A 25,263-nucleotide genomic window follows, 5' to 3' on the forward strand; every position below is an offset into this window, starting at 1 on the left:
GGCAGGGTTTCCTGCCATCAGCTTTTTGCGAAGAGAAATGTTTTTTCAAATAATGAAAATTGAAAAAACGGTGGAGAATACATGAATCTGCTACTCATAGGTGTGTTACTGGCAATTATTGCCATAGCCTATCAAATCGGGTTAAGCAAAAGCCGTAACCTAGCAGGTAAGGGAAATAATTCTGCAATGTTGCACTCACGCCCTGGTTATTATGGTGCGTTGGTGGCGTTGTGGTGTGCGATCCCTGCTTTTTTAATTTTGATTGTTTGGAATCTGGTTGAACCAACCATTTTGGAACAGGTAGTACTGAGTCATGTACCGGCAGATGTTGCTGCCAACCTGAATGCAGCCAGCACCAGCGTTCTGGTAGACCGTGTGCAAGCACTGGCTTCTGGCTTTGGTGTAACCGATACACCAGCCGCCTATGAACTGGCAGCTGCTGAACAATTAGCAAAATTTGAAACCATTGGTTCTTATATCAAACTGGCCGTTGTGATTTGTGCAGCGTTAATTGGTTTGCTATGGGCGAAAAAATGTGTCTCTCAACAGTACCGTGCCCGTAACCAGGTTGAAAAGATCATTAACATTTCTTTAGCCCTCTGTTCTGGTGTGGCCATTCTGACCACCGTTGGTATTGTGATGTCGATGTTCGGGGAAGCCATGCGCTTCTTTAGCTTCGTCAGCCCAATGGACTTCTTCTTTGGTACCCAGTGGAACCCAGGTTTTAGTACCACCGGTAGTGCCGATGGTGAATATGGCCTTTTACCGCTGTTATGGGGAACCTTGCTGGTCAGTGCGATTGCATTACTGGTTGCAGTACCTATTGGTCTGATGATTGCCATTTACCTGGCAGAGTATGCATCTTCGAAATTCCGTTCATGGGCAAAACCGACCATTGAAGTGTTGGCCGGTATTCCGACCATTGTATATGGTGTATTTGCCTTAATGATTATTGGTCCATTCCTGAAAAGTGCCGGTGCACTGCTGGGTATTGATATCAATGCTACCAGTGCTTTAACTGCCGGTCTGGTAATGGGCATTATGATCATTCCATTTGTATCGTCTTTATCTGATGACATCATTACCCAGGTACCACGTGCTCTACGTGATGGTTCGTTGGGTCTGGGTGCGACTAAGTCGGAAACCATTCGTAAAGTGGTGATGCCGGCTGCCTTGCCAGGGATTATCGGTGCCTTCTTGCTGGCTGCATCTCGTGCAATTGGTGAAACCATGATTGTGGTTCTGGCCGCAGGTAACAGTCCGTTGTTACATGCCAACCCGCTAGAAGCGGTTGCAACCGTGACCATGACGATTGTTAACCAGTTAACCGGTGATACCGACTTCGCAAGTCCGCAGGCATTGGTGGCGTTCGCATTAGGTTTAACCCTGTTTGTTATTACCCTGTGTTTGAACATTGTGGCACTTTACATCGTGCGTAAATATCGTGAGCAATACGACTAATGAGTACTTCAAATACTACTTCAATGGATCAACAACCGCTTGATCCACGGGCGGCCGCTGAATTACGCGCACAACGTAAACAGAAAATTGAAAGCTCGTTAGCAAAACGCCATCGTAAAGAAAGCACTTTCCGCATGTTTGGTCTGGCCTCGGTACTGGCAGGTTTATTCTTTGTCGTGTTACTGTTCGGCAGTATTCTGGCCAAAGGTTTACCGGCATTCTGGCAAAGCAGTATGGCAGTGCCAGTCTACTTTGACCCAAGCATTATTAATGTGGGCGCCCAGCCAAAACAGCAGGCAGGTGAATCTCCGGCACAATTTAATGACCGTATGATTGCCTGGCAGACTGAAATGGGGATGGTCGATTGGGATGCACTTATCGTTAACGGTATCGTCGCTAAAGATGCGGCGCTTGAAGCCAAGCGTGATGATTTAGGCTACATGTACACCAGTTCTGAAGCCTATCGCTTACGTGATATGGTGCTGGCAGATCCATCGCTGATTGGTCAAACCAAAGAAGTGAAAATTCTGGCCGATGCCAATGTAGATGTATGGCTTGCGGGCAATATTGACCGTGACCTGCCGGCAGAACAGCAGCAGCTAAGCCCGGAAATCCGTCAGCTGGCAGATGATCTGAAAGCCCAAGGTATTATAGAAAATACTTTCAATACCAACATCTTTGTCAGCCCGGACTCGCGTAGTTCGCCTGCAACTTCTGGTTTGGCTGGTGCCTTCATGGGTTCATTGTTCATGATGCTGATCGTGATCTTTATCTCGATTCCAATTGGTGTGGCATCTGCAATTTATCTGGAAGAATTTGCACCAAAAAATGTCATTACTGATATTATTGAAGTGAACATTAACAACCTGGCCGCAGTTCCATCGATTGTATTTGGTCTGTTGGGTGCTGCCATCTTCATTGGCTGGATGCATTTACCGTTATCTGCGCCATTGGTGGGTGGTCTGGTTCTAAGTTTAATGACTTTACCGACCGTAATTATTACCACACGTGCTTCACTGAAAGCAGTACCGCCATCTATTCGTCAGGCTGCATTGGGCTTGGGTGCATCACGTCTACAAACCGTATTCCATCATGTATTGCCACTGGCATTACCAGGGATTTTAACCGGTGCGATTATTGGTGTTGCACAAGCATTGGGTGAAACCGCACCACTTCTATTAATTGGTATGAGTGCCTTCGTTGCGAGCGTACCGGCATCTCCATTTGATCAATCTACCGCATTACCGGTACAAATTTTCCTATGGCAGGGCAATGAATTGCGTAACTTCTTTGAAGGACGTACCGCTGCCGCCATTATCGTACTTCTTGCACTCATGATCGGCCTGAACAGTCTGGCGATCTGGTTACGTAAGAAATTTGAAGTACGTTGGTAATTGAGGGCAAAATATGACTACTGTATTAAGCACAGACAAACCGAATTCCTTAGAACAGGATAAAGCAGTGAATCCAGAGCAAACACAATTTACGTCAACCGAAGGCGAAGAACACAAACAGCCTGCAACTTCGTTTGTGTCTCAGTTTGATACCCAGGCGGCGAGCAAAAAAGAAGCCAAATCGAACAATGTCAAACTCAGCACCTCCGATGTTCATGTGTACTATGGTGAATCTGAAGCAATTAAAGGCATTGACCTGAACATTTATGAAAATGAAGTGATTGCATTTATTGGTCCATCGGGTTGTGGTAAATCGACTTTCTTGCGTACTTTAAACCGTATGAACGACACGATTGATAGCTGTCGTGTGACGGGTAAAGTAATGTTGGATAACCAAGATATTTACGATCCGAACTTAGACGTGGTGTTATTGCGTGCACAAGTGGGCATGGTGTTCCAGAAACCAAACCCATTCCCAAAATCAATTTTTGAAAACGTAGCCTATGGCCCTAAACTGCATGGTTTAGCACGTGATAAGTACGATTTAGAAGAAATTGTAGAAAACAGCTTGCGTAAAGCAGGTTTGTGGGATGAAGTGAAAGATCGTTTGAATCAACCAGGCACAGGTCTTTCTGGTGGTCAGCAACAACGTCTTTGTATTGCGCGTACCATTGCGGTTTCACCAGAAGTCATTCTGATGGATGAACCATGTTCAGCACTGGACCCGATTGCAACTGCAAAAGTTGAAGAACTGATTTCTGAACTGTCTACCCAGTACACTATTGCGATTGTTACGCACTCGATGCAACAGGCAGCGCGTGTATCAGACCGTACCGCATACTTCCACCTGGGTGATCTGATTGAAGTGAACTCGACTGAAAAAGTCTTTACTCAACCAGACCATCAATTAACGGAAGCGTACATTACAGGTCGTTTTGGTTAATTGCCAACCGCTGTATATCAAAAAACCGCAAATCAATATTTGCGGTTTTTTTATGGCTCTGGTTGAGGGGTAGGGGGAGGGTCATAGCGGATCTGGTGGATTATCCATCTATCAACACGCTTAAAACAAAGCTCAAAATAGATTTCAGTTTGAAGGGCTGAATCCGGAGCAGATAATTCCATCTGCTATCCAGTTGGTGGTTTTAATGTTGAGCTTTCCCAGCTTTTAAAAATCCCGTCCTGTTCAACAGGGCTGTATTTTTTAGTTGTTGCAAAAATGACACTACGGTTAACACTGAAGTAGATTAAATTAAGCAAATAAATGCGCTAATATTGAATTCTCAATATCCGCCCTCATCTAAAGCTTAGCCAAAATAAAATTGAGAACAGATTTTTATATGTTATTTCATTCCCCAAAACTACCTGCCGAAATTCGTATCCGTCATTTAAATGCGCGTATTAACGAACAACGAAAAAAAATAGCGCAGACTACGGCCTCCAAACTGGAGCTGTTGCAATTTAGCCAGCAATTGTCCAAAGAGGCACGCCTGCGTAAAAAGAATAACCAGAAAATTTATGTACTCGATTTTAAAGGGGATATGGCCGCCTCTGCGGTAGAAAATCTGCGTGAAGAAATTACCTTAATTCTGGCCACAGCCAAAGCTGGACGTGACCGCGTGGTGGTACGTTTGGAAAGTCCGGGCGGGATGGTACATGGTTATGGTTTAGCCGCTGCACAACTGGTACGTCTGCGTGATGCTGGTTTTCATCTGACCATCTGTGTTGATAAGGTCGCAGCCAGCGGTGGCTATATGATGGCTTGTATCGCCAATGAAATTATCTCTGCACCGTTTGCCATTGTCGGTTCAATTGGCGTGGTGGCACAGGTGCCAAACTTTAACCGTCTGCTAAAACAGCATAATATAGATTTTGAACTGTATACGGCTGGTCAATACAAACGCACCGTGACCATGTTTGGTGAAAATACCGAAGAAGGCAAGGCCAAGTTTGAAGAAGAGTTGCAACAAACTCACAGCCTGTTCAAGCACTTTGTTGAAAAGTACCGTCCGCAGCTCAATGTTGAAAAAGTCGCTACAGGTGAACACTGGTATGGTCAGGATGCTTCCGATCTGAACCTGGTCGATAAAATGCAAACCTCAGATGAATACCTGTTAGGGTTATTGCCACAGCATGATGTTTATGTCATTGAAACCCGTCGCAAGCCAACCTTGGGTGAAAAACTCGGCCTACAAGCTGCACAGGTGGCAGATTCTCTGGTACCTGCGGTCATGAATAAAGTCATGGATACTTTAAGCAAAGCCAGTGCCAACCTGGTGCAAATGCGCGATCCTAAGCTCTAATCCAATTTTGCTCATGAAACATGAAAAAGCACTCAATCGAGTGCTTTTTTTCTGTCTTTGTATAAGTTCCAGCTTCCTGCCAGAATCGCGCCGAGCGTAGCCAGGAGCATATCTTTATGTGCATCCCAGACATCACCTTGCTGACCATTATAATTTTCAGCCGCTTCCGGGGAGAGGGTTACCGCGAGTAACCATTCCAGCCATTCGTAAATCAAACTGCTGCTCATGACCCATTGCACGACCAGCAGAAAAATCACCAAGTCTTTGGCTTTTGGAAAGCAGAGCCGATGTAAGCGGAAAAACAGCGGGTAGAGCAGCACGCCATAGGCAAAATGCACACAGCGATCATACATATTGCGTTCCCAGCCCAGCCACTGGTTTAAATCAAAGCCGAAGTATTGCAGCAGCCAGTCGTTATAGGGCACATAAGAATAGAGATAATGCGCGCCTAAAATATGAATCAACAGAAAGATAAGATAGAAAACAAAACTCGAAAAGCTTAAACCGACTTTTTTGAAGAGCAATAGCAGCACAATTAGCATGATAACCGTTCCAACCTGATGTAGCACATAGGCTGAAAATTCCATCGGGTTGATACTGGCAAGCAGCATGGTCAGGCCTAACAGGACCAGCATCAGCCAATGTTTGGCTTGTAATTGGTAGTCGATCATTCTGGTTATAGGATTGGGATTTGTAATTATCATAATAAAAAAGCGAAACCGGAGCTTCGCTTTTTGATGCTGAGTTTTTCAAAATTACACCCTCTTTATGTTGCTTCCAGAGGAAGAAAGAAGATGTTGTGAAAAACTCAAATCATTTCATTAGATTTTAGCAATCAAATCTTTAATTTGTTTTGCCTGTTCAGCGGCATTACCGGTGTAAGACGCAGGGGTCATTTCAGCTAAACGTGCACGATCCGCAGCCGGAACAGCTTCGAGTTCGTTACCGTTGACGAAGCTCACCATCATGTCGCGAGTCATCGCTTGACCACGAGTCAGCGCTTTTAATTTTTCGTATGGTTTTTCAACGTTGTAACGACGCATAACCGTTTGAATCGGTTCAGCCAATACTTCTTGTGCATTGTCCAGGTCTTCCAGAATACGGTCAGCATTCAGTTCTAGTTTACCAATACCTTTTAAGCAGGCTTCAAATGCGATCAAGCTCTGTGCAAAACCAACACCCATGTTACGAAGTACAGTTGAGTCGGTTAAGTCACGCTGCCAGCGAGAAATTGGAAGTTTTTCGCCCAGGTGCGCAAGAACAGCATTGGCAATACCCAGGTTACCTTCAGAGTTTTCGAAGTCAATCGGGTTGACTTTGTGCGGCATGGTTGAAGAACCGACTTCGCCTTCTTTCAGTTTTTGTTTGAAGAAGCCCAGCGAGATATAACCCCAAACGTCACGGTTAAAGTCGATTAAGATGGTGTTGAAACGACGCAGCGCATCAAACAGTTCCGCCATATAGTCATGCGGTTCAATTTGCGTGGTGTACGGGTTGAAAGTTAAACCTAAAGATTCAACAAATGCTTGTGAATGTGCAGGCCAGTTGATGTCTGGATAGGCAGACAGGTGAGCGTTGTAGTTACCCACTGCACCGTTGATTTTACCCAGCAGTTCAACATTGTTGAATTGCTTGATTTGACGCGCTAAACGGTACGCCACGTTGGCCATTTCTTTACCCAAAGTGGTTGGGCTAGCTGTTTGACCGTGTGTACGAGACAGCATGGGTTGATCAGCATGTTTTTCAGCCAGCGCCACAATTGAGTCAATGATTTGCTGCATAGATGCAACCAGTACATCACGGCCGTTTTTCAGCATTAACGCGTGTGACAGGTTGTTGATGTCTTCAGAAGTACAAGCAAAGTGAATGAATTCACCGGCATTTTTCAGCTCGTCGATGTTGGCGATTTTTTCTTTCAGGAAATATTCAACCGCTTTAACGTCGTGGTTAGTGGTACGTTCAATCTCTTTAATGCGGTTCGCATCTTCTTCAGAGAAATTTGCCACAATCGCATCTAAGGCCGCATTGGTTTCTGCAGAAAAAGCTGGGACTTCAGTAATTTCCGGACGGTTCGCAAGCGCTTGTAACCAACGCACTTCAACAGTCACACGAGCATGGATTAAACCAAACTCAGAAAGGAAAGGACGAAGAGCATCACATTTGCTCGCATAACGTCCATCTAATGGAGAAAGTGCAGTTAAAGCGTTCATAACGATTCCTTAAACTTTGGAACTAAACCTAAAACAAATGTCCGTACAGATCAGACCACCTGATACTGTAAACGGGCAAGATCCTGAATATCTTGAAGCAGTTTGCGTTTGCTAAAAATCATCGCCCATGAGCTGCCACCGAGTTGACGCCACAAATGTGCCATTTGCAGGCCGGTAAATAGCGAGGCACGAATACGGTTGGTATGGGCAGAATCTTTAAAGGCCTCGGCATTGCCACGCACCATAATCCGCGGATTAATCTGTCCAGCAGTATCAACATAGGTTTGGGCAAGATTGGCGAGAATACTTGGATGTAAATAGTTATTATCAAAAAAGGACAGCTGTTTTAAGATTTTTTGCTGGGATTGCTCAATAATTTCAACAAATTGCGGATTACTATAGACTTTCTTTTCCAGTTGCAGCAGCGCCATGGCATAGGACATCGGCAACTTGGCATTGGACATTTTCGGTAATCTGGATTTGGGTGAGGTGGTAAACGGATGGGTAATGCTATTTTCGAGGGTTTTTAAACCAAGGGAGATATCGGCCAGCTGACTAAAAAAGTCTAAGGTTTGGCCACTCTGATTATTACTTGGACGGATATTCAGGCTGGCCTGAATCAGGCGCTCCAGATAAAAGTTACCGCTATCGCCAATACTTTGTCGGCCAGTCAGTGCGGTCATATGGGTCAGCTGTGTGGCCTGAAACACAGCAGCGAGGGCCAAAGCACGATTCTGGCGAACATTCAGAGTTCGAGGCTGTTGAAACGGTAACTCTGTCATGCCGAAACAATCCTTTAAACAAAATCCGGGTGAGGGGCATTGGTATGATGGATCACGCCACCCCCTAAGCACACTTCACCTGCGTAGAACACCACGCTTTGACCTGGTGTTACTGCACGTTGTGGCTGATCAAATTCAACACGTACACCATTTGGTGTTTCTGGATCTTTAAATAATACGCAGTCTTGGTCAGGTTGGCGATAGCGGGTTTTTGCCGTGCAGCGGAAACCGGTGTCAGGAATATCCTGTTCACCTGCGACCCAGTCAATGGATTCGCTCCACAGAATCGTGCTTTGCATCAGTGGATGATCATGACCTTGACCAACCACCAGACGATTGCCGGCTACATCTTTATGCAGTACAAACCAGGCACCTTCAGCTGCACCTTTCATGCCGCCAATACCAATACCACCGCGTTGACCGAGCGTATAGTACATTAAGCCGTGATGTTCACCAACCTCTTTGCCATCTTCCAGCACGATTTTTCCGGGTTGTGCGGGTAAATATTGTTTTAAGAAGTCATTAAAGCGGCGTTCACCAATAAAACAGATACCAGTGGAGTCTTTTTTCTTTGCAGTCGCCAAGCCCAATTCTTCTGCAATTTTACGTACTTGTGGCTTTTCAATTTCACCGACAGGGAACAGGGTCTTGTTAATTTCACGTCCATGTACTGCATGCAGGAAGTAAGTCTGATCTTTGTTGTTGTCGACACCACGCAATAAAGGTGCATATTGATCACCTTTAGAGTTGGTCATGGTTTCACCACGACGGCAGTAGTGACCTGTGGCAATAAAGTCAGCACCCAGGTTAATGGCATGATCTAAAAACGCACGGAATTTGATTTCTTTATTGCACAGAATGTCCGGGTTAGGGGTACGGCCAGCGGCGTATTCTGCCAAGAAGTGCTCGAAAACCCGATCCCAGTATTCCATGGCAAAGTTGGCGGTGTGCAGTTTGATGCCAATTTTATCGCATACGGCCTGGGCATCGGCCAGATCTTCCATGGCTGTACAGTATTCCGTGCCATCATCTTCTTCCCAGTTTTTCATGAACAATCCTTCAACCTGATAACCTTGTTGAAGGAGGAGTGCTGCAGAAACAGAAGAATCTACACCACCTGACATACCGACGATGACACGTTGTTGCATAGGATTAGGCATCCACACTATGAATTAAGGGAGAATTTTGGTGCTCGTAAATGAGCGATAAAGGATATTTTTGTCCGGTCTGAGCATCCTGTACGGCTTTAATCACCAAAGGACTGCGGGCGCGGGCCGATTCAAGCAGTTCATCCGGGCTCATCCAGACGGCACGGACAATACCAGTGTCTAGCTGTGCATCTGCATGATGGTGAATGGCTTCGGCCAGAAAGCAGAAACGGTAATAGGTACGATCTGGAAACATGGGCGGGGTATAGGTATAAATGCCCAGTAAAGCCTGAATACGTACATCGTATCCGGTTTCTTCCAGGGTTTCGCGAACCGCTGCTTCAATAATGGTTTCACCGGCTTCTACATGACCTGCAGGCTGGTTAAAGACAGTATGTGTAACGCCTTCAGTCTGTTCTTCTACGAACAGAAATTTACCGTCTTTTTCAACAACGGTGGCAACAGTCACATGCGCAGTCCAAGCGGTCATAAAAAAGCACCATGGGGTAAAACGCATATTCTACAAAATTTAGGGGGATGTGGCTATGAGGGAAGGGGATTTCTTTGGAGAAGATGATTTTTGAGTTTGAGTAAAAAATTGTGTGAAACAAGGACTTAATAATGAGCGTGGAACATGAGAAATCCATAAAGAAGTCCAAATCAGGTGATTTTGACTTCTTAGTATGAGCTAATATGCTGATTTAAAAAGAGAAGTAAAAATAATTTCGTATAACCTGTATTATGTTAATTTTAGAAATACTATAAAATAATTCTAATCTGATTAAGTCTGAAAAACTAAATAAGAGGTAGAAGTTCTTTAATATGAATTGTTCCGGGATTAGAAATAACTACTAGTGGTATTTCATAATCTCTGTTTACCTCCGCATTTAAACCTTTCCTCGAGGTCTTCTTAGATACACTACCTCTTGTTTTACATACAATTCCTATAAATTTGTATTCCTCTATCAGATGCTTATTTAGCTTTAATAAATTACATAGCCATTCACATAGATAAATCCCAGAGTTAACTTGTTTATATGCTTTTGTACCTGCTTTTTTAGATTTTAGATCTAAAACTATAATGTAATTCTCATTCTGATAATTAAGGAGAATTATTCCATCACAGACACTAACAATGCCTTCTAAAGGTCCATCAACAATAAATCCCCAAGGATGGCGACCATCCTGATCTAAAGAAAATCCAAAACCCTGACAACCACCGATTTTTAAAAATTTATTTGTTGAACTTGAAGATTTTTCTTCAACTTCAAACATATTACCAGATCTTTTAAGCTTATAAGTTGGTTCAATAATTTGTTCAAATGCTTGAGTTAATGTTACTGGCATTATTCAGAACCTTCACCTAGCACATATGAATAATAAATATCGTCACTACTATCATTCAACAAATTGATTTGCTCATCAAAAGTTGTAGCTATTATCCCTTCTTGGTTAACTTCCATGGATTTAAGAAGACCACACTCGAAAACATACGCCCCAATTTGGTCTTTAGTTAACAAAGATTCACCATCTATAGAATATTTTTTAAGCAATTGATTTTTAACTACTTGACTGCCATCATTTTCACCTAGCATGATCAATGAATTTAATTCTCTAACAAAATAATCACTATGTGTGCTTATTACTATTTTTAATCCCTTGTTGACCATTTTTGCAATTAGGCGAGCAACTAATCGTTGATTGCTCGGGTGTAAATTTAGTTCTGGCTCATCTATCATCAAAATACTATGTTCTTTGGCTTGATATTCCAAATAAAACCAAAGACCAAATAGACTTTTAGCCGTTGAAGAAGATAAATGTAAATCCATTTTTGGAGCAGTTGGACCACCTCTCTTCTTTTTAGGCACAAAAGTAATATTACCTTCAGCATCAATATTGTATTTACCACCAATTAGCTTTTTAACTTCTTCAGCTAAATCGTGATATTTGGTTTTTTCTGCACCTTTTTTGATATTAGTTAAATCATTCAACCAGTCTATATAATCAGCAATAGGTTTAGCATATTTAGAGCCAAGAACATCCTTCAGCAATAGATGTAAGTCTAGTTCATCTCTAGATGCATGATGTAATAAAGCGGTTCTTCTACTACTTAATTCTCTATAAAAAAGGTGTAAACCATTTCTTTCCGCAGGTATTAGAAATGCTGTTTGGTCTTGTGCATTTTTTCCTAATAAATAGCCATAAATTAAAGAGCTAATAACATCATTTAAAATTTCTTTAGGTAAATCTTTTATGAGTGTCATTGATATAATATGACTATCTTTTTCTTTAAGGGCTTTAAAAGCTGGAATTTGCTTTGAACCTAAAGAAAACTCGAACTCAAAGTGCTCGGATTTATTTCTCTCAATAATATCTTTTAAGGAAACTTCCCAACTGAATACCGAGTTTTCAAATAAACTATTTTCCGAGCTAAATATGCTAGGTAACTTATGTTTAATTGTTCTTTCTATTGATTTTAATGTGTTTTTAAAGTTTTCGTTAAGCCATTCCTCTAGATCAAATTCCCATAGACCATTTTCTTTAAGAGAGATAACGATTTGATCAACCCCAGTCAAATTATTAATGTCACGATTATTTAAAAAACCGTAAAGGGTATACATTACCCACGTTTTTCCTGTGTTATTGGGTCCGCAGAGTAAGGTAAGTGGTTTGACCTCAATCTTACCTTCTTCGAGATTACCAAGGTTTTTGATTGAAAATGTCCAAGCTGTATTACCTTGATTTGACATTATATTTTCCTAAATTTGATCGTTTGTTACTTATAAATTGATATTAACATATTAGTTAATATCCAAATCTATTGTTGAATAGTGAAAGGAATCCCTACTGTGTAGGTAACTGTTTCCATTTAACATAAAATCTCTTATGCGAAATCCAATTTTACTTATAATTCCCCGAAACCTTTACATAATTCTGCGCTGAATAGGGCAAAAAGGCTTTTTCTTTATCAGTCAGCGGGCGTACTTTTTGTACCGGACTACCAACATATAAATAACCACTTTCTAAACGCTTGCGTGGTGGTACTAAAGAACCCGCGCCAATCATCACATCATCTTCAACAATCACATCATCCAGAATAATGGTGTTAATTCCGACCAGAACACGGTTACCAATTGTGCAGCCATGCAAGGTCACATGATGGCCAATGGTAACATCTTCACCAATAATTAGCGGTGAGCCATCCGGTTTATCGGCATTTTTATGGCTGACATGCAGCATGGCATGATCCTGTACATTCGAGTTGTTGCCAATACGAATAGAATTAACATCCCCGCGAATTACGGCAAACGGCCAAACCGAGACATTTTCGCCGAGAACCACATCACCAATGACCACGCCCATCGGGTCGATATAACAGGAATCATCAATCTGTGGATGGGTATCTAAATAAGGACGAATGTTCTGGCTCATGGTGATCTGCTCGTAAAAGTGGAATGATCAAGACAATAGTATAAAAGAAAAAGCACCCATTCGCTGAATGAGTGCCTTCACTTAAGTCTAAAGTTGTGCCTTAAACTTAGAACAGGTTGCTAAAGAACTGCTTGATATGGTCAATGAGGCGTGAGAAGAAACCAGCTTCTTCAACCGCGTTTAAAGCCACCAGTGGTTTTTCTGCAATTACTTTACCATCTAAGCTTGCGACATATTTACCAATGACTTGGCCTTTTTGTAGCGGCGCAGTCAATTTCGGCTGAACCACCAATTGCGTTTTAATTTCATTGGCTTTGCCTTTAGGCATGGTCACATTAAAGTTTTCAGCCAGACCAATTTGTACTTCATCCGACTGACCAAACCAGACTTTAGATTTGGCCAGGACCTGATTTGCAGGCTGTACATTTTTGGTTTCAAAGTTGGCATAACCCCAAGCCAGCAATTCACGTGTTTGTGTCGCACGTTCCTGCATGGTTGGCGCACCAAAAATCACAGAAATCAGACGCGTTGGGCCACGTTTTGCAGAAGTCGTTAAACAGTAGCCGGCTTCATTGGTATGACCGGTTTTTAAACCATCAACACTTGGGTCTGTATAGAGCAGGGCATTACGGTTGCCTTGACGGATGCCATTAAAGGTAAATTCTTTTTCTGAATAAATCGGATAATATTTAGAACTTTCTTTAATGATGTGCTGGGCCAAGGTTGCCATATCTTTGGCTGTTGAATAATGGCCGTCTGCTGGCATACCGGTCGAGTTAATAAACTGGGTATTGGTCATGCCAATTTTTTTGGCTTCTTCGTTCATCATGTGTGCGAAGGTGCCTTCATTGCCGGCAATGTGTTCCGCCATGGCTTTAGAGGCATCATTACCCGACTGAACAATAATTCCACGCAGCATTTCAAGTACAGTTGCAGTGCCATTCAGCGGAACATACATACATGATTCTGTGCTACTACCACGACACCATGCAGATTCGTTCATACGAACTTTTTCATCTTCCGTGAGTTCGCCCTTCAATAGTTTTTGTTCAATGATGAAACTGGTCATCATTTTGGTCATTGAGGCCGGGGCAAGTTTTTCATTTTCATTTTTCGATGCAAGAATTTGCCCTGTTTCATAATCCATTAAAACATAAGATTTATTGTTGAGTTCTGGCGGATTGGATAAAACAGTTGCTGCATAAGAAAAGCTTGGTAGGAGGAGTAAGGCAGCAAGGGCGCTTTTTCGAGTCATTCTAGGTGTTCCAATACTTGATATATGCACAAAAGAGGCTAGCATTTTAGGATAAAGCAAAGCCGACTTCTATGGGAGAAATCGGCTTATCGGAAAAAGTATTGTAACCAAATAGTTTTATTTGCTGTACGCGGTCAATTCCTGGCAAATGGCTTTATTTTTCTGGCTTCCAGCTTTTTTGGCATCGGCCTGTGCTTCAACCAGCATCGGTTTAAAACTTTTTTGCTTGCTTAGGGCTTGTAAAGCGGCAACCGGATCTTTTTCTGCCGGCATATATTCTTTGGCCAGTTTGGCATAGCCCTGGTTAAATTTGGCCTGGTCTTTGTCCTGAATTAACGCTGGGCACACTTCAGATAATACATAAATGGCTGCCAGTTCCTGCTGGGTGACTTTTTGAAGTGGCGTGACTTCAATATTTTCATTCTGTGCCAGTGCGGTTTGCCCCAAACCCAAAGTAATGGCGATACCAGCCAGAAGTTGCAAAGATTTCGTTTTTAATTGGGAAATGTACATAAAAAAATAGACCTGAAACTTAAAAATACCACATGCCCATAAGCTTAATGATTTTTGACAGAATGAAAAGAAAAGAAGTGTATCTGAGCAGGCTGACACACACTCAAAATTAAAAATCCAAACCAGAAATGCAATAAAAAAGAGCAATCAACCTATGCTGATTACTCTTGATATAAAGATGGTGCGTCAGCGCAAACTTACAGTTCGATTGTAGCAGCATCCTGACAAACAGTTTTCTGTTCATCTGCCGTGGTTTCTTTAGCAGCATCACGTGCTTCAATCAGAATGTTTTTATATTCTGCATCGGCCTGCAGTGCGCTGTAGCTTAAAGTCTTACCTTTTAAGTCTGCCAGGTAAGTTTCAATTAAAGCCTGAATATTGCTATCCAGTTTGGCGTTTTTGCCAATAATGGCCGGACAAACCTCAGCCATCACCTGAGCGGCAGCAATGTCTTCTTTCACAATGGTATTGGCTTCTTCTACCGTCAAGCCTTCAGCATTGACCGCTTGAGAGAGAATTACCGCAAAACCAAGCCCCAGTAAACGACGTACAGATAAGCGACGAATCATGTTATACACACTTTTTATTGATGGAAGTTCGACACTAAATATATATACTTCTCATTATATTTCAATGAAATGTGCTGACCGGTCATTTATTTAATTTGAAGAGTAAATTTGTGAATATCTTAATTGCCAATGATGATGGCGTTTTTGCGCCAGGGATCCAGGCGCTTGCACACGCATTAAAACCTTTGGGCCGTGTGGTAATTGTCGCGCCAGAAAGCGAGCGTAGCGGGTTTTCCAGTGCTTTAACCTTAGATCGTCCTTTACGTCCAATTCCGATTGCCAAAGATATCTGGGCGGTGAATGGCACTCCGGCAGACTGCGTCTATTTATCTATGAATGGCCTGTTTGATTTTGAATTTGATCTGGTGGTGAGTGGGATTAACAGCGGCGCCAATCTGGGGGATGATGTGCTGTATTCAGGTACCGTTGGTGCTGCTTTTGAAGGGCGTTTAATGACGCAGCCGGCCATAGCTGTATCACTGGCTGGCCCTAATGTCCGTGCCTATCAGCATCCGGCCGATTATGCAGTTGCCGCGCAGTGGGTGCATGATTTTATTGCCAACGGCTTGCCAACCTTGCCGCCACGCCACATTTTGAATATTAATATTCCAGATGTGGCGGAATTAAAAGGCGCAAAAATTACCTATCAGGGCCGTCGCAGTCAATCTAAACCGATTACCAGCCATGTCGATCCGCGCGGTCGCCAGGTGTACTGGATTGGACTGGCCGGAGAAGCCGTTGCAGACCCGCGTAAAGATGTGGGTGAAATCCAGTCGGATTTCTTTGCTGTGGCCAATGGCTATGTCAGCATCACCCCAATTCAGATGGATGCGACCAATTACGATATTCTGGGGCATCTGCATGACAGCTTGAGTCCAGCCCTGTAAAGAATGTTATAACTTTGTGAAAAAGTACCGTCTGAAACTCTTTTTCGGTGCTTTTTTGTTAATCTTAGCGCAGTTCAATAATTACATTTAAGATGTAGAGAGGAAGATTAATGCCTTTGGTGTCACACGGTCGTTTATTTGCAGCACCGACAACATTGTTGAAAACTTTATTTGTATCTACAGCCGTTATTTCTACGCTCATCATCAGTGGCTGTGCGTCTAAACCTCAAGTACATAATTCTGCACGTTATGCGGCTGCGCCAAATTTCTATACCGTACGCTCAGGTGATACTTTAAGCGGCATTGCAGCACGTTATGGTTTAAGTTATCTCAGTATTGCGGAAATGAACGATATTGCCGCGCCGTACCGGATTTATGTGGGCCAGTCAATTCGTCTGAAAAGTGGCAGTGCACCGCGTACCACCACAACGCGTCCGGTAACGCAGCCAGCACCAATCCAGCGTCAGACCATTGCTATTCCAAAAACTACGCCAGCACCGACCGCACCGGTGACCACGACGACCACAACCACACCACGAACCACTACTCCGGCGCCGACAGTGAGTTCTACCGTAGGTTCTTTACGCTGGGTGAAACCATCCAATGGTGCAGTAATTGAAAACTTCAATTTAGCGTCGAATGTGAAAGGGATTCGTTATGGCGGCAATGTGGGTGATCCGGTCTTTGCAGCTGCAGACGGGCAGGTGGTGTATGCCGCAGATGGCCTGAAAGAATACGGTAACCTGGTGTTAATTAAGCATATTAATGGCTATATCACCGCTTATGCACACAACAGTAAACTTAACGTGAATAGTGGACAAAATGTAGCAGCAGGGCAGAAAATTGCCGAAATGGGCTCATCGGGCACCACCCGCACCATGCTGGAATTCCAGGTCCGCCTTGATGGCAAGCCGATCAACCCGACTAATGTTTTACCAATAAATTAATTTTTTTAAGTGCAAAACGTAAATTTCACCGTATAATACAATGAGTTGCTTTTATCAAAGGTAGGAGCATCTCATAAGTTCAGAGGGAAATTTATGTTAGATCAACTTCGAGCAATGGGTGTATTTGCTTGTGTTGTTGAAAAAAGCTCGTTTAGTGGCGCTGCGCGTGAACTCGGTATCACCACAAGTGCTGTAAGTCAGCAAATTCGTTCTTTGGAAAATGAAATGGAAGTAACGCTGTTACACCGTTCCACCCGAAAACTGAGTTTGACTGAAGCTGGACAAGCTTTTTTCCACAGCTGTCAGGAAATGCTCGCCGCTGCGGAGCGTGGTAAAATACGCATTAATGAATTACGCGATGACCTGGTAGGTGATTTGCGTATCGCAACCACCCCGGAACTGGGTGCGAATCATGTCATTCCGGCATTGTCGCACTGGATGTCAGCCCATCGTGGCTTGGCCATACATGTCGAAGCGGACAATCAGTTTATTGACCTGATTGAAGGTCGGATTGATATTGCTTTGCGCATGAGTTCAAAAATTGAAGATAGTCAGCTGAATGTAGTGCCACTGGCGCGCGTTGAGCAGGTTCTGGTGGCATCACCAAGTTATCTGAACCAGACCACACCGGTGTCACGTCCTGAAGATTTAAAAAATCATGACCTGATTCCAGTAAATTTGATGAAAAATTATGCCAGTTTTTCATTTCATCACGCCAGTACGGGTGAAGTGGTCGGACTGGACATGAGCTCTCGCCTCACCACAAATAATGTTCTGATTGCCAAATCATTATGTTTACAAGGGCACGGAATCGCGAGACTTTTATATCTAGATGTACAAAAAGATTTAATTAACGGTTCTTTGGTCGAAGTATTACCTGAATGGAAATTGCCGACCTTTACATTGTATGCGATTACGCCAAAACGTGAGCAGCAGCCAATGAAAGTGCATCGTTGTCTGGATGCTTTAAAACAGTATTTTTGTCAGTTACCTGGCGGCAGAATTTACCAGGAAGCCTCATAAAATATAACAATTCAGAAATTAAAAAAGCCGCATCATGCGGCTTTTTTATGCAGATAGAGATCTGTTGAGATCAACACGCGGCTTAAGCCAGGAACGTTTTGATCATTTTCACCAGACGTTCAACCAGCTGATCGGCCTGTTCCTGGCTAATGTTCAAGGTTGGCAGTAAACGCACCACGGAGCCGGCGGTCACATTGACAATCAGTTTGTATTCATCACGGGCAATATCCACCAGTTCTGCGCAGGCTTTAGGTAATTCAATCCCGATCATCAGGCCAAAACCACGCACGCTGACATTTTGGTCAGCCAGCTGGTTGCGTAGCTGCTCAACAATATAGCTACCCATTTTTGCGGCATTCTCGACCAGATTTTCTTTCTGGATAATATCAATCACGGTGTAGACCACACGTGACCCCAGGGCAGTACCACTGTAGGTTGAACCATGGTTACCGGCAGTGAGTACACCCACACCGCGACCTTGGGTCATCACTGCACCAATCGGGAAGCCATTGCCCAGGCCTTTGGCAGTGGTTAAGACATCTGGCACAATATTGGTGTGCTGATAGGCAAAATATTTACCGGTACGGCCGTTACCAGTTTGCACTTCATCCAGCATCATCAGCCAGTTGTGCTGGTTACAGATGCGGCGGATATCTTCTAGGTAGCTAAAGCCTTGAGGCGCGGTATTAACACCGCCTTCGCCCTGAATTGGCTCAACCAGAATCGCGACGATGTCCGGATACTGAATGGCGGCTTCTTCAATGGCTTCAACATCACCAAACGGTACACGGATAAAACCTTCTACCAGCGGTGCAAAACCTTCCTGGACTTTTTTATTGCCGGTGGCAGATAGGGTTGCCAGGGTACGGCCGTGGAACGACTGATCGGCGACAATAATTTTCGGATTGGCAATGCCTTGTAAATAACCAAATTTACGTGCAATTTTAATGGCACCTTCATTCGATTCTGCACCACTGTTAGAGAAGAAGACTTCTTCCATACCAGCGACTTCTGCCAGTTTTTGTGCAGCGGCAGTTTGCCAAGGCACTTCAAACAGGTTGCTGGTATGAATCAGGGTCGCGGCCTGATCCGCGATGGCAGCAGCAATTTCCGGATGAGCATGACCTAAACCACAGACTGCAATACCGGTCAGGGCATCCAGATATTCGGTGCCATCTTCAGTGTACAGATAAGCGCCTCGGCCGCGGACAAAGCTGATCGGCTGACGGCCGAAGACGGGCATCAAATGAGACGGTTGATCAGTTTGCACAGGGGCAAGGGTAACGTTGTTCATGACTAACTCTTATCTGTAAGAAAGAAAGGAAAAAACTTATATAAGCAAAATCTGCCCCCGATTGAAAGTGTAAATGTAAATAAAAATGGAAATATTGCTTTAAGCATACTGTTTTGCTGTGTTTTCGGTATAATGCAAAACAGATTAGTTGAGGATTTATCAATGACTGAACAAGCACGCGATACCGAAGCGTTAATTCGTGACCAAATTGCTAAACATGCAGTTCTTCTTTACATGAAAGGCACACCGCAATTCCCACAATGTGGTTTCTCAGCTCGTGCAGTAGAAGCGCTCAGTCAAATTGGTCGTCCATTTGCCTATGTGAATATTCTTGAAAACCAGGATATTCGTGCAACTTTGCCGAAAATTGCCAACTGGCCAACTTTCCCGCAATTGTGGATCAATGGCGAGTTAATTGGTGGTAGCGATATTATGCTGGATATGTTCCAAAAAGGTGAGTTACAGCCTTTGGTTGAACAGTACAGCCCAGCGCCTGAAGCTTAATTCAGTCGTATAAAAAAAGCGCCTTTCGGCGCTTTTTTGCTTTTTCAGACCGGCCATTATGAGCCAGTCTGGTTACGGGCATCTTCCACCGGAATGGCCTCAATTGCTGTTTCAGCCGGTTGATCTTTTTTCTTGGCCTTTTTTTCTTTCTTGGCTTTTTTCTTTTTCTTTGGCTCTTCCTCTTCAATTTCTGCACCATCTTCAATGGCTTGCCAGTATTCCAGCTGCGCCATCACCATGTCATAAATCGAGCCTTTGCTATAACGGCCTTTTTTGTCCAGTTTTCCGACCGGACGCGCCATCAGAATTTCCAGCGCCTGATCAATCACATCAATGGCATGAATATGGAATTCGCCTTTTTGCACCGCTTCAATCACATCTTTACGCAGCATGAGATGCTGCATGTTTTGACGTGGAATAATCACGCCCTGCTTGCCGGTCAGGCCCTGTAATTTACAGGCATCATAGAAACCTTCAATTTTGGCATTGACGCCGCCAACAGGTTGTACCTGACCCAGCTGGTTCATGGAGCCGGTAATGGCCCAGGACTGATCAATTGGTAACTGGCTGATCGCTGAAATTAGGGCAGACAGTTCCGCAACGGTGGCGCTATCACCATCGACCTGACCATAGCTCTGCTCAAAGGCCAGTGCGGCAGAGAAGTGTAGAATCTGTTCGCGGCCAAAATGGGCTTTCAGGAAGCTGGACATTAACAGCACGCCTTTGGCATGCAGCGAGCCACCCAATTCAACACTGCGTTCAATATCCAGAATATCGCCGCCGCCCTGATAGACCGATGCCGTCAGGCGTGAAGGCAGACCAAACTCGACATCGGCATAATGAATCACGGACAGGGCATTGATCTGACCCAGACGATGACCCTTGGTTTCAATCAGCTGGGTGCCGCGCGACAGGTCCTGCCAGTACAGTTCACGCAAATAGCCTAAGCGATATTTACGATGATCCAGCGCCATGTTGATATGTTCTTCTGACACCATCTTTTTGTCGGCTTGTACCGCATGATGATGTGATTCCCGAATCAGATCACCTAGCGTCAGGGCATGTAAGGACAGCGAGCTTTGGTCCTCGGCCAGACGACTCGAGTCGGTTAACAGCGCGGCCAGGGCAGAGCGGTCAAAGGGCAGTAGTTTATCGGCCTGAACATAATCAGCTATCAGCTGCATATAAGCCTGCTCATTGGTGTCATTACGTTGTAATGTATCGGTGAAGTCGGCACGGATTTTAAAGACGCTGCCCAGCTCCGGTTCGACTTCCAGAATTTCATAATAGATTTCCGGCTCGGCCAGTAGAATGACCTTTAAAGTCAGGGGAATTGATTCCGGTTCAATCGAAATACTGCCGGTTAAAGTCAGCATATGTTCCAGTGAGGACAGTTTTAGCTGGCCCGATTTCAAGGCACGTTTCAGCCCTTGCCAGGCATAAGGCTGTTCCAGTAACTGTTCGGCTTCCAGAATTAAAAAACCGCCATTGGCACGATGTAAGGCACCGGAACGGATTAAGGTGAAGTCAGTGGTGATGGTGCCGTTCTGGGTCATCTGTTCCACATGACCGAGCAGGTTGTAGTGGGTCGGGAAATCTTCAAAGATCACCGGCGCACCCGAGTTCGGCTTATGCGTAACAACAATATTGGCCTGATAACGTGCTGGCACCCGGCTAAACACCGCCGGAGTGAAGTCATCTTCTTCCTGTTCCAGCACCATTTCAACATTGTTGATAATGTCTTCGGCATAGTATTTCAGATAGTCTTCAAGCCCTTGAACCTCTGAAAATTTATTCAGTAATAAATCAATCCGCGGCATCACCACCTGTTTGGCAATGTCACGATTCAGGACCTGAACCCGATCTCGTGCATCATCTTCTAGATCACCCAGATGCAGACCCAAACGTTCCAGTTTTTTATCCATATAGCGCATATTGGCGGCAATTTCGGCGCGCTCTTTGCTGCTTAAGGCATTGACATCTTCCTGGGTCATTTCCTGCAGCTGATCATCTTTAAACTGTACCGGAATAAAGCAGTGCTCGTCATTGCGCGAGACCAGTTTTAAATCCAGGGTTTCACCTTCTTTGGTCAGTTCAATGAGGGCCTGTTGCTGTTCATCACCGGTTTGCTGGCGAATCTGTTCAATGCGGTTGTGATAGGTTTCGGCGCTAAAACGGCGTTCCAGCTGCTTTAAAATGGTCTGCCAGCTCTGATGCAGCTGGGTCTGGAATTTCGGTGCCTGACCGGCCGGCAGTCGCAGGGCAATGGGCTGGCGCGGGTTTTTAAAATTATTGACATACACCCAGTCATTTGGCGTGGCCATGGTTTTGGCATGTTGCTGCAGTAAACGCCGGATCATGGTGCGTTTGCCCAGTCCTGCCGTACCGACCGCAAAAATGTTATAGCCGGAATAAGGCAATGCAATGCCGGCTTCTACTGAAGCGCGGGCACGATCCTGACCCAGAAAATTATTTAAAGGCTTAATCCGTTTGGTGGAGGCCGGAATTTTTTCCAGATCCGGAATATGGGTCAGCTGTTCCGGGCTTAAGCGGGTGTTATTAAGTGTCGTTTGAATTTCGGCTTGTTCGAAGGCTGAGGTAAGAGTTTGTTCTGGTTGTAAAACTAATGTTTGTTGTTCGGTAATTGAAGCAGATAAAGAAGAGGTCATGTGCTCGTGTCTTTGCGTCACTGTGAAATCCAAAACGAAATTATTGCAATAGAGATTTAAGGTATACAGGTTTAATAGAAAATTTCAAGCCAGGCCGCTGCATTTCTCCAGAAAATCACAGGGCGTTTGCATAAATCAGGTTGAAACCAAATCCATTAAACGATTGAATAGCAACATTCAGTTTTTTGACAAAAATAATGTAATGACAACACAATCTACAGGATGGAAATCTGCCTTTACCGCATTTTTAGATCGGCGTGCGCTGATCATGCTGTTTCTTGGCTTCTCGGCCGGTATTCCCATTCTTCTTATTTTTTCCAGTTTATCGTTATGGTTAGGTGAAGCCGGCATTAGCCGTAATGCCGTAACTTTCTTTAGCTGGGCGGCGCTGGGTTATTCATTTAAGTTTGTCTGGGCACCATTAATTGATGAGTTACCAGTGCCATATTTAACCCAAAAACTGGGCCGGCGCCGGGCCTGGCTTTTAATTGCCCAGGTCCTGATTATATGCGCCATCTGTATTATGGCCTTTTCAGATCCGGCCTTAGGGCAGACGCATCTCTACCAGATGGCGGTGGGTGCGGTGCTGCTCGGTTTTGCTGCGGCCACGCAAGATATTGTGATTGATGCCTATCGTATTGAGCTGGCTGAAACCCAGATGCAAACTGTATTGGCTTCGACCTATAACGCCGGTTATCGTATCGGGATGATTGTAGCTGGTGCGGGCGCTTTATTTCTGGCGGCGTATCTGGGCACGGCTAAAGGCAACTATATTTATGAGGCCTGGAAATACACCTATCTGGTGATGGCGGCGGTGATGCTGATCGGGATGTGTACCACGCTGGTGATTCGTGAGCCGGTGGTGGAGCGTGTCCGTAAAGAATATAAACGCAGCGATTATTATCGACTGGTGGTGGTGTTTTTTGTTGCCGTGATCAGTTTTGTGCTGAGTTATATCTATTCCGGTCAGGCGCTGGATGCGCTGAAAAACCAGCTCAGTATTCAGGATTCCTTCCTGCTGTTTACGCTGGAGGCGATTCGCTTTATTGGCTCGGGTGCGGTGGCTTTACTGGTCGGAACTGTGCTGGTCAAACTGGGTGCAGTCAATAAACAGATGGCTTTTGAAACCTGGGTGCATCCGGTCGCGGATTTCTTTAAGCGCTATGGTTTAAAGCTGGCTTTGGTGTTACTGCTGCTGATCGGGTTTTATCGGGTTTCGGATATTATTGCAGGGGTCATTTCCAATGTGTTTTATCAGGACCTGAACTTCAGCAAAGAACAGATTGCTGAAGCAGTCAAAGTCTACGGGGTGATTTTCTCGTTGGTGGGTGGCTTCCTGGGTGGTTTGCTGGCCCAAAAAATGAATATCATGAAACTGATGTTTCTGGGCGCAGTGCTGGCCAGCTCGACCAACCTGATTTTTATTGGACTGGTCAAATCCGGGCAAAGCCTGAGTGATGTGCAGATGAATGTCGGGGCGCAGCAATATAAGGTACAGGCCGATGAAGCCGGTTACTGGAGCGTACAGGTACCGAGCAACGTGCTGGCTCAGGCCAATCAGATTCAGGTACAGGCACAATACGCCAATCAGTCCGATCAGGCACAATTAAGCATGCCGTATTTGCAGCAGACCGGCACAGCCCAAATCCAGTTATTACCGATTACCTCGGATGACCGGATTTCTGTACAGGAAGCCGAGCAAAGTCTAGTGATTCGCGGGCAGTTGAGTGGTCTTGATGCTGCACAGCTACAACCTGAACAGCCGCTGAGTTTGGTTCTGGATGGCAAGGAATATCCGGCCAAGCTGGAAGAAGGTGGCCTGTTTAGTGGCGTGATTGAAGGCCAGCAGTTACAGACAGCGCAAAATAGCACGATTCAGGTGCAGGCCCGATTGCTGGATGGCAGTACGCTCAGTGCCAGCCGCGGTTATCAGCTGGCACAGCAACATCCGGCGCTGGATATTGATATTCAGGCCCTGACACCGGTAGATGTCAACGCTGATGCAGCGGTAGAAGTTCGCGGTAAGGTGATTAAACCGTATAGCAGTTTATGGCTCTATCTGGCAATTATTATTGATAACCTGGCCTCCGGTCTGGCCGGTGCGGCATTTATTGCCTTCCTGTCCAGCTTAACCAGTGTGTCGTTTACCGCTGTACAATATGCGATCTTTAGTTCGCTCATGACCCTCACTCCTAAAATTTTAGGTGGATATTCAGGTACCATAGTCAATAATATCGGTTATCCGAGTTTCTTCCTCATGACCACGCTGCTTGGAATTCCGATTCTGATTCTGGTGGTGTGGGTGGCAAAATTATTGCGTGCTCATGAACACGCTCAAATTCAACAAAAGGACGAATAATATGCGCATGCTGCATACCATGTTACGTGTAGGCAATTTAGAACGGTCATTGCAGTTCTATACTGAAGTACTTGGCATGACTTTACTCCGTAAACGTGACTACGAAGAAGGCCGCTTTACCCTGGCATTTGTCGGCTATGGTGATGAAGACAACCATACCGTGCTGGAACTGACCCATAACTGGGATACAGACAGCTATGAGCTGGGCAATGGCTATGGTCATATTGCCATTGCAGTGGAAGATGCTTACAAAGCCTGTGAAGAAATCAAGGCGCGCGGCGGCAATGTGGTGCGTGAAGCGGGTCCAATGAAAGGCGGCGTGACCGTAATTGCCTTTGTGGAAGATCCGGACGGTTATAAAATCGAACTGATCCAGCAGGATGACAATGCCCGCAATAACTAAGTTGGCGCAGTAGTATAGCGCCACAAAATAGTGAACATTAAGCCAGCAGACTAGCTTTATTGTTCCAGCCCAGTAAGATGGAACTTTACCGTGAGGTAAAACCCGCTGAC

General features: G+C 44.6%; 23 protein-coding genes. 10 read left to right on the forward strand and 13 right to left on the reverse strand.

The genetic code is table 11. The features are described from left to right. Positions 1–81 precede the first annotated feature (81 nt). From pstC to sohB, 4 genes are all read left to right on the forward strand, one after another. Positions 82–1,461, forward strand: coding sequence for a phosphate ABC transporter permease subunit PstC (gene pstC, locus VF685_RS02510; RefSeq protein ID WP_286384710.1), 1,380 nt, complete (start codon positions 82–84; stop codon positions 1,459–1,461). After that, positions 1,461–2,855: a phosphate ABC transporter permease PstA gene (gene pstA / locus VF685_RS02515; RefSeq protein ID WP_005176750.1), complete on the forward strand. Its 1,395-nt coding sequence runs from the start codon at positions 1,461–1,463 to the stop codon at positions 2,853–2,855. Before pstC ends, pstA begins: the two co-directional genes overlap by 1 nt. A gap of 13 nt (positions 2,856–2,868) precedes the next feature. Continuing rightward, positions 2,869–3,798, forward strand: a complete 930-nt coding sequence (gene pstB, locus VF685_RS02520; protein ID WP_218944958.1) for a phosphate ABC transporter ATP-binding protein PstB — start codon at positions 2,869–2,871, stop codon at positions 3,796–3,798. 397 nt (positions 3,799–4,195) lie between these two features. After that, positions 4,196–5,158 carry a protease SohB gene (gene sohB / locus VF685_RS02525; protein WP_286384709.1) on the forward strand — a complete coding sequence of 321 codons (963 nt, stop codon included), beginning with the start codon at positions 4,196–4,198 and terminating at the stop codon, positions 5,156–5,158. A gap of 32 nt (positions 5,159–5,190) precedes the next feature. On the opposite strand, the gene VF685_RS02530 is transcribed toward sohB, so the two are convergent. The 11 genes from VF685_RS02530 to VF685_RS02580 form a co-directional block, all read right to left on the reverse strand. Beyond that, a complete protein-coding gene (locus VF685_RS02530) occupies positions 5,191–5,829 on the reverse strand; it encodes a DUF2238 domain-containing protein (RefSeq protein WP_286384708.1) in 639 nt (212 codons plus the stop codon). Positions 5,830–5,979: 150 nt separating this feature from the next. Continuing rightward, positions 5,980–7,368 carry an adenylosuccinate lyase gene (gene purB, locus VF685_RS02535; RefSeq protein ID WP_005176761.1) on the reverse strand — a complete coding sequence of 463 codons (1,389 nt, stop codon included), beginning with the start codon at positions 7,366–7,368 and terminating at the stop codon, positions 5,980–5,982. A gap of 50 nt (positions 7,369–7,418) precedes the next feature. After that, entirely contained in the window at positions 7,419–8,150 is a 732-nt protein-coding gene (gene hflD, locus VF685_RS02540; protein WP_005176767.1) for a high frequency lysogenization protein HflD, read from the reverse strand. Positions 8,151–8,164: 14 nt separating this feature from the next. Beyond that, a complete protein-coding gene (mnmA, locus tag VF685_RS02545; protein WP_075166642.1) occupies positions 8,165–9,298 on the reverse strand; it encodes a tRNA 2-thiouridine(34) synthase MnmA in 1,134 nt (377 codons plus the stop codon). A 4-nt stretch (positions 9,299–9,302) separates the two neighbouring features. After that, positions 9,303–9,788, reverse strand: coding sequence for an NUDIX hydrolase (locus VF685_RS02550; RefSeq protein ID WP_005176771.1), 486 nt, complete (start codon positions 9,786–9,788; stop codon positions 9,303–9,305). 305 nt (positions 9,789–10,093) lie between these two features. Beyond that, positions 10,094–10,645, reverse strand: a complete 552-nt coding sequence (locus tag VF685_RS02555; protein ID WP_286384707.1) for a hypothetical protein — start codon at positions 10,643–10,645, stop codon at positions 10,094–10,096. Further along, positions 10,645–12,048 carry an AAA family ATPase gene (locus VF685_RS02560; RefSeq protein ID WP_286384706.1) on the reverse strand — a complete coding sequence of 468 codons (1,404 nt, stop codon included), beginning with the start codon at positions 12,046–12,048 and terminating at the stop codon, positions 10,645–10,647. Before VF685_RS02560 ends, VF685_RS02555 begins: the two co-directional genes overlap by 1 nt. 151 nt (positions 12,049–12,199) lie before the next feature. Continuing rightward, entirely contained in the window at positions 12,200–12,730 is a 531-nt protein-coding gene (locus VF685_RS02565) for a gamma carbonic anhydrase family protein (RefSeq protein WP_016658409.1), read from the reverse strand. Positions 12,731–12,836: 106 nt separating this feature from the next. After that, entirely contained in the window at positions 12,837–13,985 is a 1,149-nt protein-coding gene (gene dacC / locus VF685_RS02570) for a D-alanyl-D-alanine carboxypeptidase PBP5/6 (protein WP_286384705.1), read from the reverse strand. A gap of 117 nt (positions 13,986–14,102) precedes the next feature. Continuing rightward, complete coding sequence (locus tag VF685_RS02575; protein WP_163145941.1) at positions 14,103–14,498, reverse strand: MCR_0457 family protein; 396 nt, start codon at positions 14,496–14,498, stop codon at positions 14,103–14,105. A gap of 197 nt (positions 14,499–14,695) precedes the next feature. Then, a complete protein-coding gene (locus VF685_RS02580) occupies positions 14,696–15,067 on the reverse strand; it encodes an MCR_0457 family protein (RefSeq protein WP_286384704.1) in 372 nt (123 codons plus the stop codon). A 110-nt stretch (positions 15,068–15,177) separates the two neighbouring features. On the opposite strand from VF685_RS02580, the gene surE reads away from it, so the two are divergent. The 3 genes from surE (at position 15,178) to VF685_RS02595 (ending at position 17,924) form a co-directional block, all read left to right on the forward strand. Beyond that, on the forward strand, positions 15,178–15,954 hold the full coding sequence (gene surE, locus VF685_RS02585) for a 5'/3'-nucleotidase SurE (RefSeq protein WP_160243396.1): 777 nt from the start codon (positions 15,178–15,180) through the stop codon (positions 15,952–15,954). A gap of 110 nt (positions 15,955–16,064) precedes the next feature. Beyond that, positions 16,065–16,901, forward strand: coding sequence for a peptidoglycan DD-metalloendopeptidase family protein (locus VF685_RS02590; protein WP_016658404.1), 837 nt, complete (start codon positions 16,065–16,067; stop codon positions 16,899–16,901). A 93-nt stretch (positions 16,902–16,994) separates the two neighbouring features. Further along, a complete protein-coding gene (locus tag VF685_RS02595; protein ID WP_005176807.1) occupies positions 16,995–17,924 on the forward strand; it encodes a LysR family transcriptional regulator in 930 nt (309 codons plus the stop codon). An 82-nt stretch (positions 17,925–18,006) separates the two neighbouring features. Here the strand turns inward: VF685_RS02595 and VF685_RS02600 are convergent, their stop codons facing one another. After that, positions 18,007–19,218 carry an aspartate aminotransferase family protein gene (locus VF685_RS02600; protein WP_005176809.1) on the reverse strand — a complete coding sequence of 404 codons (1,212 nt, stop codon included), beginning with the start codon at positions 19,216–19,218 and terminating at the stop codon, positions 18,007–18,009. A gap of 162 nt (positions 19,219–19,380) precedes the next feature. Here VF685_RS02600 and grxD point away from each other — a divergent pair, with 162 nt between their 5' ends. After that, positions 19,381–19,722: a Grx4 family monothiol glutaredoxin gene (grxD, locus tag VF685_RS02605; RefSeq protein ID WP_005176812.1), complete on the forward strand. Its 342-nt coding sequence runs from the start codon at positions 19,381–19,383 to the stop codon at positions 19,720–19,722. 56 nt (positions 19,723–19,778) lie between these two features. Here grxD and VF685_RS02610 read toward each other — a convergent pair whose 3' ends face one another. Beyond that, positions 19,779–22,391 carry a Lon protease family protein gene (locus VF685_RS02610; protein WP_218953989.1) on the reverse strand — a complete coding sequence of 871 codons (2,613 nt, stop codon included), beginning with the start codon at positions 22,389–22,391 and terminating at the stop codon, positions 19,779–19,781. Between the two features lie 202 nt (positions 22,392–22,593). On the opposite strand from VF685_RS02610, the gene VF685_RS02615 reads away from it, so the two are divergent. Continuing rightward, the gene (locus VF685_RS02615; RefSeq protein ID WP_180191994.1) at positions 22,594–24,750 is read left to right on the forward strand and encodes an AmpG family muropeptide MFS transporter; all 2,157 of its coding nucleotides are present in this window, start codon (positions 22,594–22,596) and stop codon (positions 24,748–24,750) included. Between the two features lies 1 nt (position 24,751). Further along, entirely contained in the window at positions 24,752–25,153 is a 402-nt protein-coding gene (gene gloA, locus VF685_RS02620; protein WP_005176820.1) for a lactoylglutathione lyase, read from the forward strand. The last annotated feature ends 110 nt before the right edge of the window (positions 25,154–25,263 follow it).

Source organism: Acinetobacter sp. Brlt_5, assembly GCF_051949055.1.
In the GTDB taxonomy this organism is placed as follows: Bacteria; Pseudomonadota; Gammaproteobacteria; order Pseudomonadales; family Moraxellaceae; genus Acinetobacter; species Acinetobacter indicus.

Excerpts from the sequence above, each read along its gene's own strand:
- hflD (WP_005176767.1), bottom strand. The coding sequence starts at position 8,150 with ATGACAGAGTTACCGTTTCAACAGCCTCGAACTCTGAATGTTCGCCAG.
- VF685_RS02590 (WP_016658404.1), top strand. The coding sequence starts at position 16,065 with ATGCCTTTGGTGTCACACGGTCGTTTATTTGCAGCACCGACAACATTG.
- VF685_RS02555 (WP_286384707.1), bottom strand. The coding sequence starts at position 10,645 with ATGCCAGTAACATTAACTCAAGCATTTGAACAAATTATTGAACCAACT.
- dacC (WP_286384705.1), bottom strand. The coding sequence starts at position 13,985 with ATGACTCGAAAAAGCGCCCTTGCTGCCTTACTCCTCCTACCAAGCTTT.
- VF685_RS02610 (WP_218953989.1), bottom strand. The coding sequence starts at position 22,391 with ATGACCTCTTCTTTATCTGCTTCAATTACCGAACAACAAACATTAGTT.
- pstA (WP_005176750.1), top strand. The coding sequence starts at position 1,461 with ATGAGTACTTCAAATACTACTTCAATGGATCAACAACCGCTTGATCCA.
- VF685_RS02530 (WP_286384708.1), bottom strand. The coding sequence starts at position 5,829 with ATGATCGACTACCAATTACAAGCCAAACATTGGCTGATGCTGGTCCTG.
- VF685_RS02600 (WP_005176809.1), bottom strand. The coding sequence starts at position 19,218 with ATGAACAACGTTACCCTTGCCCCTGTGCAAACTGATCAACCGTCTCAT.
- VF685_RS02550 (WP_005176771.1), bottom strand. The coding sequence starts at position 9,788 with ATGACCGCTTGGACTGCGCATGTGACTGTTGCCACCGTTGTTGAAAAA.
- gloA (WP_005176820.1), top strand. The coding sequence starts at position 24,752 with ATGCGCATGCTGCATACCATGTTACGTGTAGGCAATTTAGAACGGTCA.
- VF685_RS02595 (WP_005176807.1), top strand. The coding sequence starts at position 16,995 with ATGTTAGATCAACTTCGAGCAATGGGTGTATTTGCTTGTGTTGTTGAA.
- sohB (WP_286384709.1), top strand. The coding sequence starts at position 4,196 with ATGTTATTTCATTCCCCAAAACTACCTGCCGAAATTCGTATCCGTCAT.
- grxD (WP_005176812.1), top strand. The coding sequence starts at position 19,381 with ATGACTGAACAAGCACGCGATACCGAAGCGTTAATTCGTGACCAAATT.
- VF685_RS02565 (WP_016658409.1), bottom strand. The coding sequence starts at position 12,730 with ATGAGCCAGAACATTCGTCCTTATTTAGATACCCATCCACAGATTGAT.
- VF685_RS02580 (WP_286384704.1), bottom strand. The coding sequence starts at position 15,067 with ATGATTCGTCGCTTATCTGTACGTCGTTTACTGGGGCTTGGTTTTGCG.
- VF685_RS02615 (WP_180191994.1), top strand. The coding sequence starts at position 22,594 with ATGACAACACAATCTACAGGATGGAAATCTGCCTTTACCGCATTTTTA.
- VF685_RS02575 (WP_163145941.1), bottom strand. The coding sequence starts at position 14,498 with ATGTACATTTCCCAATTAAAAACGAAATCTTTGCAACTTCTGGCTGGT.
- mnmA (WP_075166642.1), bottom strand. The coding sequence starts at position 9,298 with ATGCAACAACGTGTCATCGTCGGTATGTCAGGTGGTGTAGATTCTTCT.
- VF685_RS02560 (WP_286384706.1), bottom strand. The coding sequence starts at position 12,048 with ATGTCAAATCAAGGTAATACAGCTTGGACATTTTCAATCAAAAACCTT.
- pstC (WP_286384710.1), top strand. The coding sequence starts at position 82 with ATGAATCTGCTACTCATAGGTGTGTTACTGGCAATTATTGCCATAGCC.
- purB (WP_005176761.1), bottom strand. The coding sequence starts at position 7,368 with ATGAACGCTTTAACTGCACTTTCTCCATTAGATGGACGTTATGCGAGC.
- pstB (WP_218944958.1), top strand. The coding sequence starts at position 2,869 with ATGACTACTGTATTAAGCACAGACAAACCGAATTCCTTAGAACAGGAT.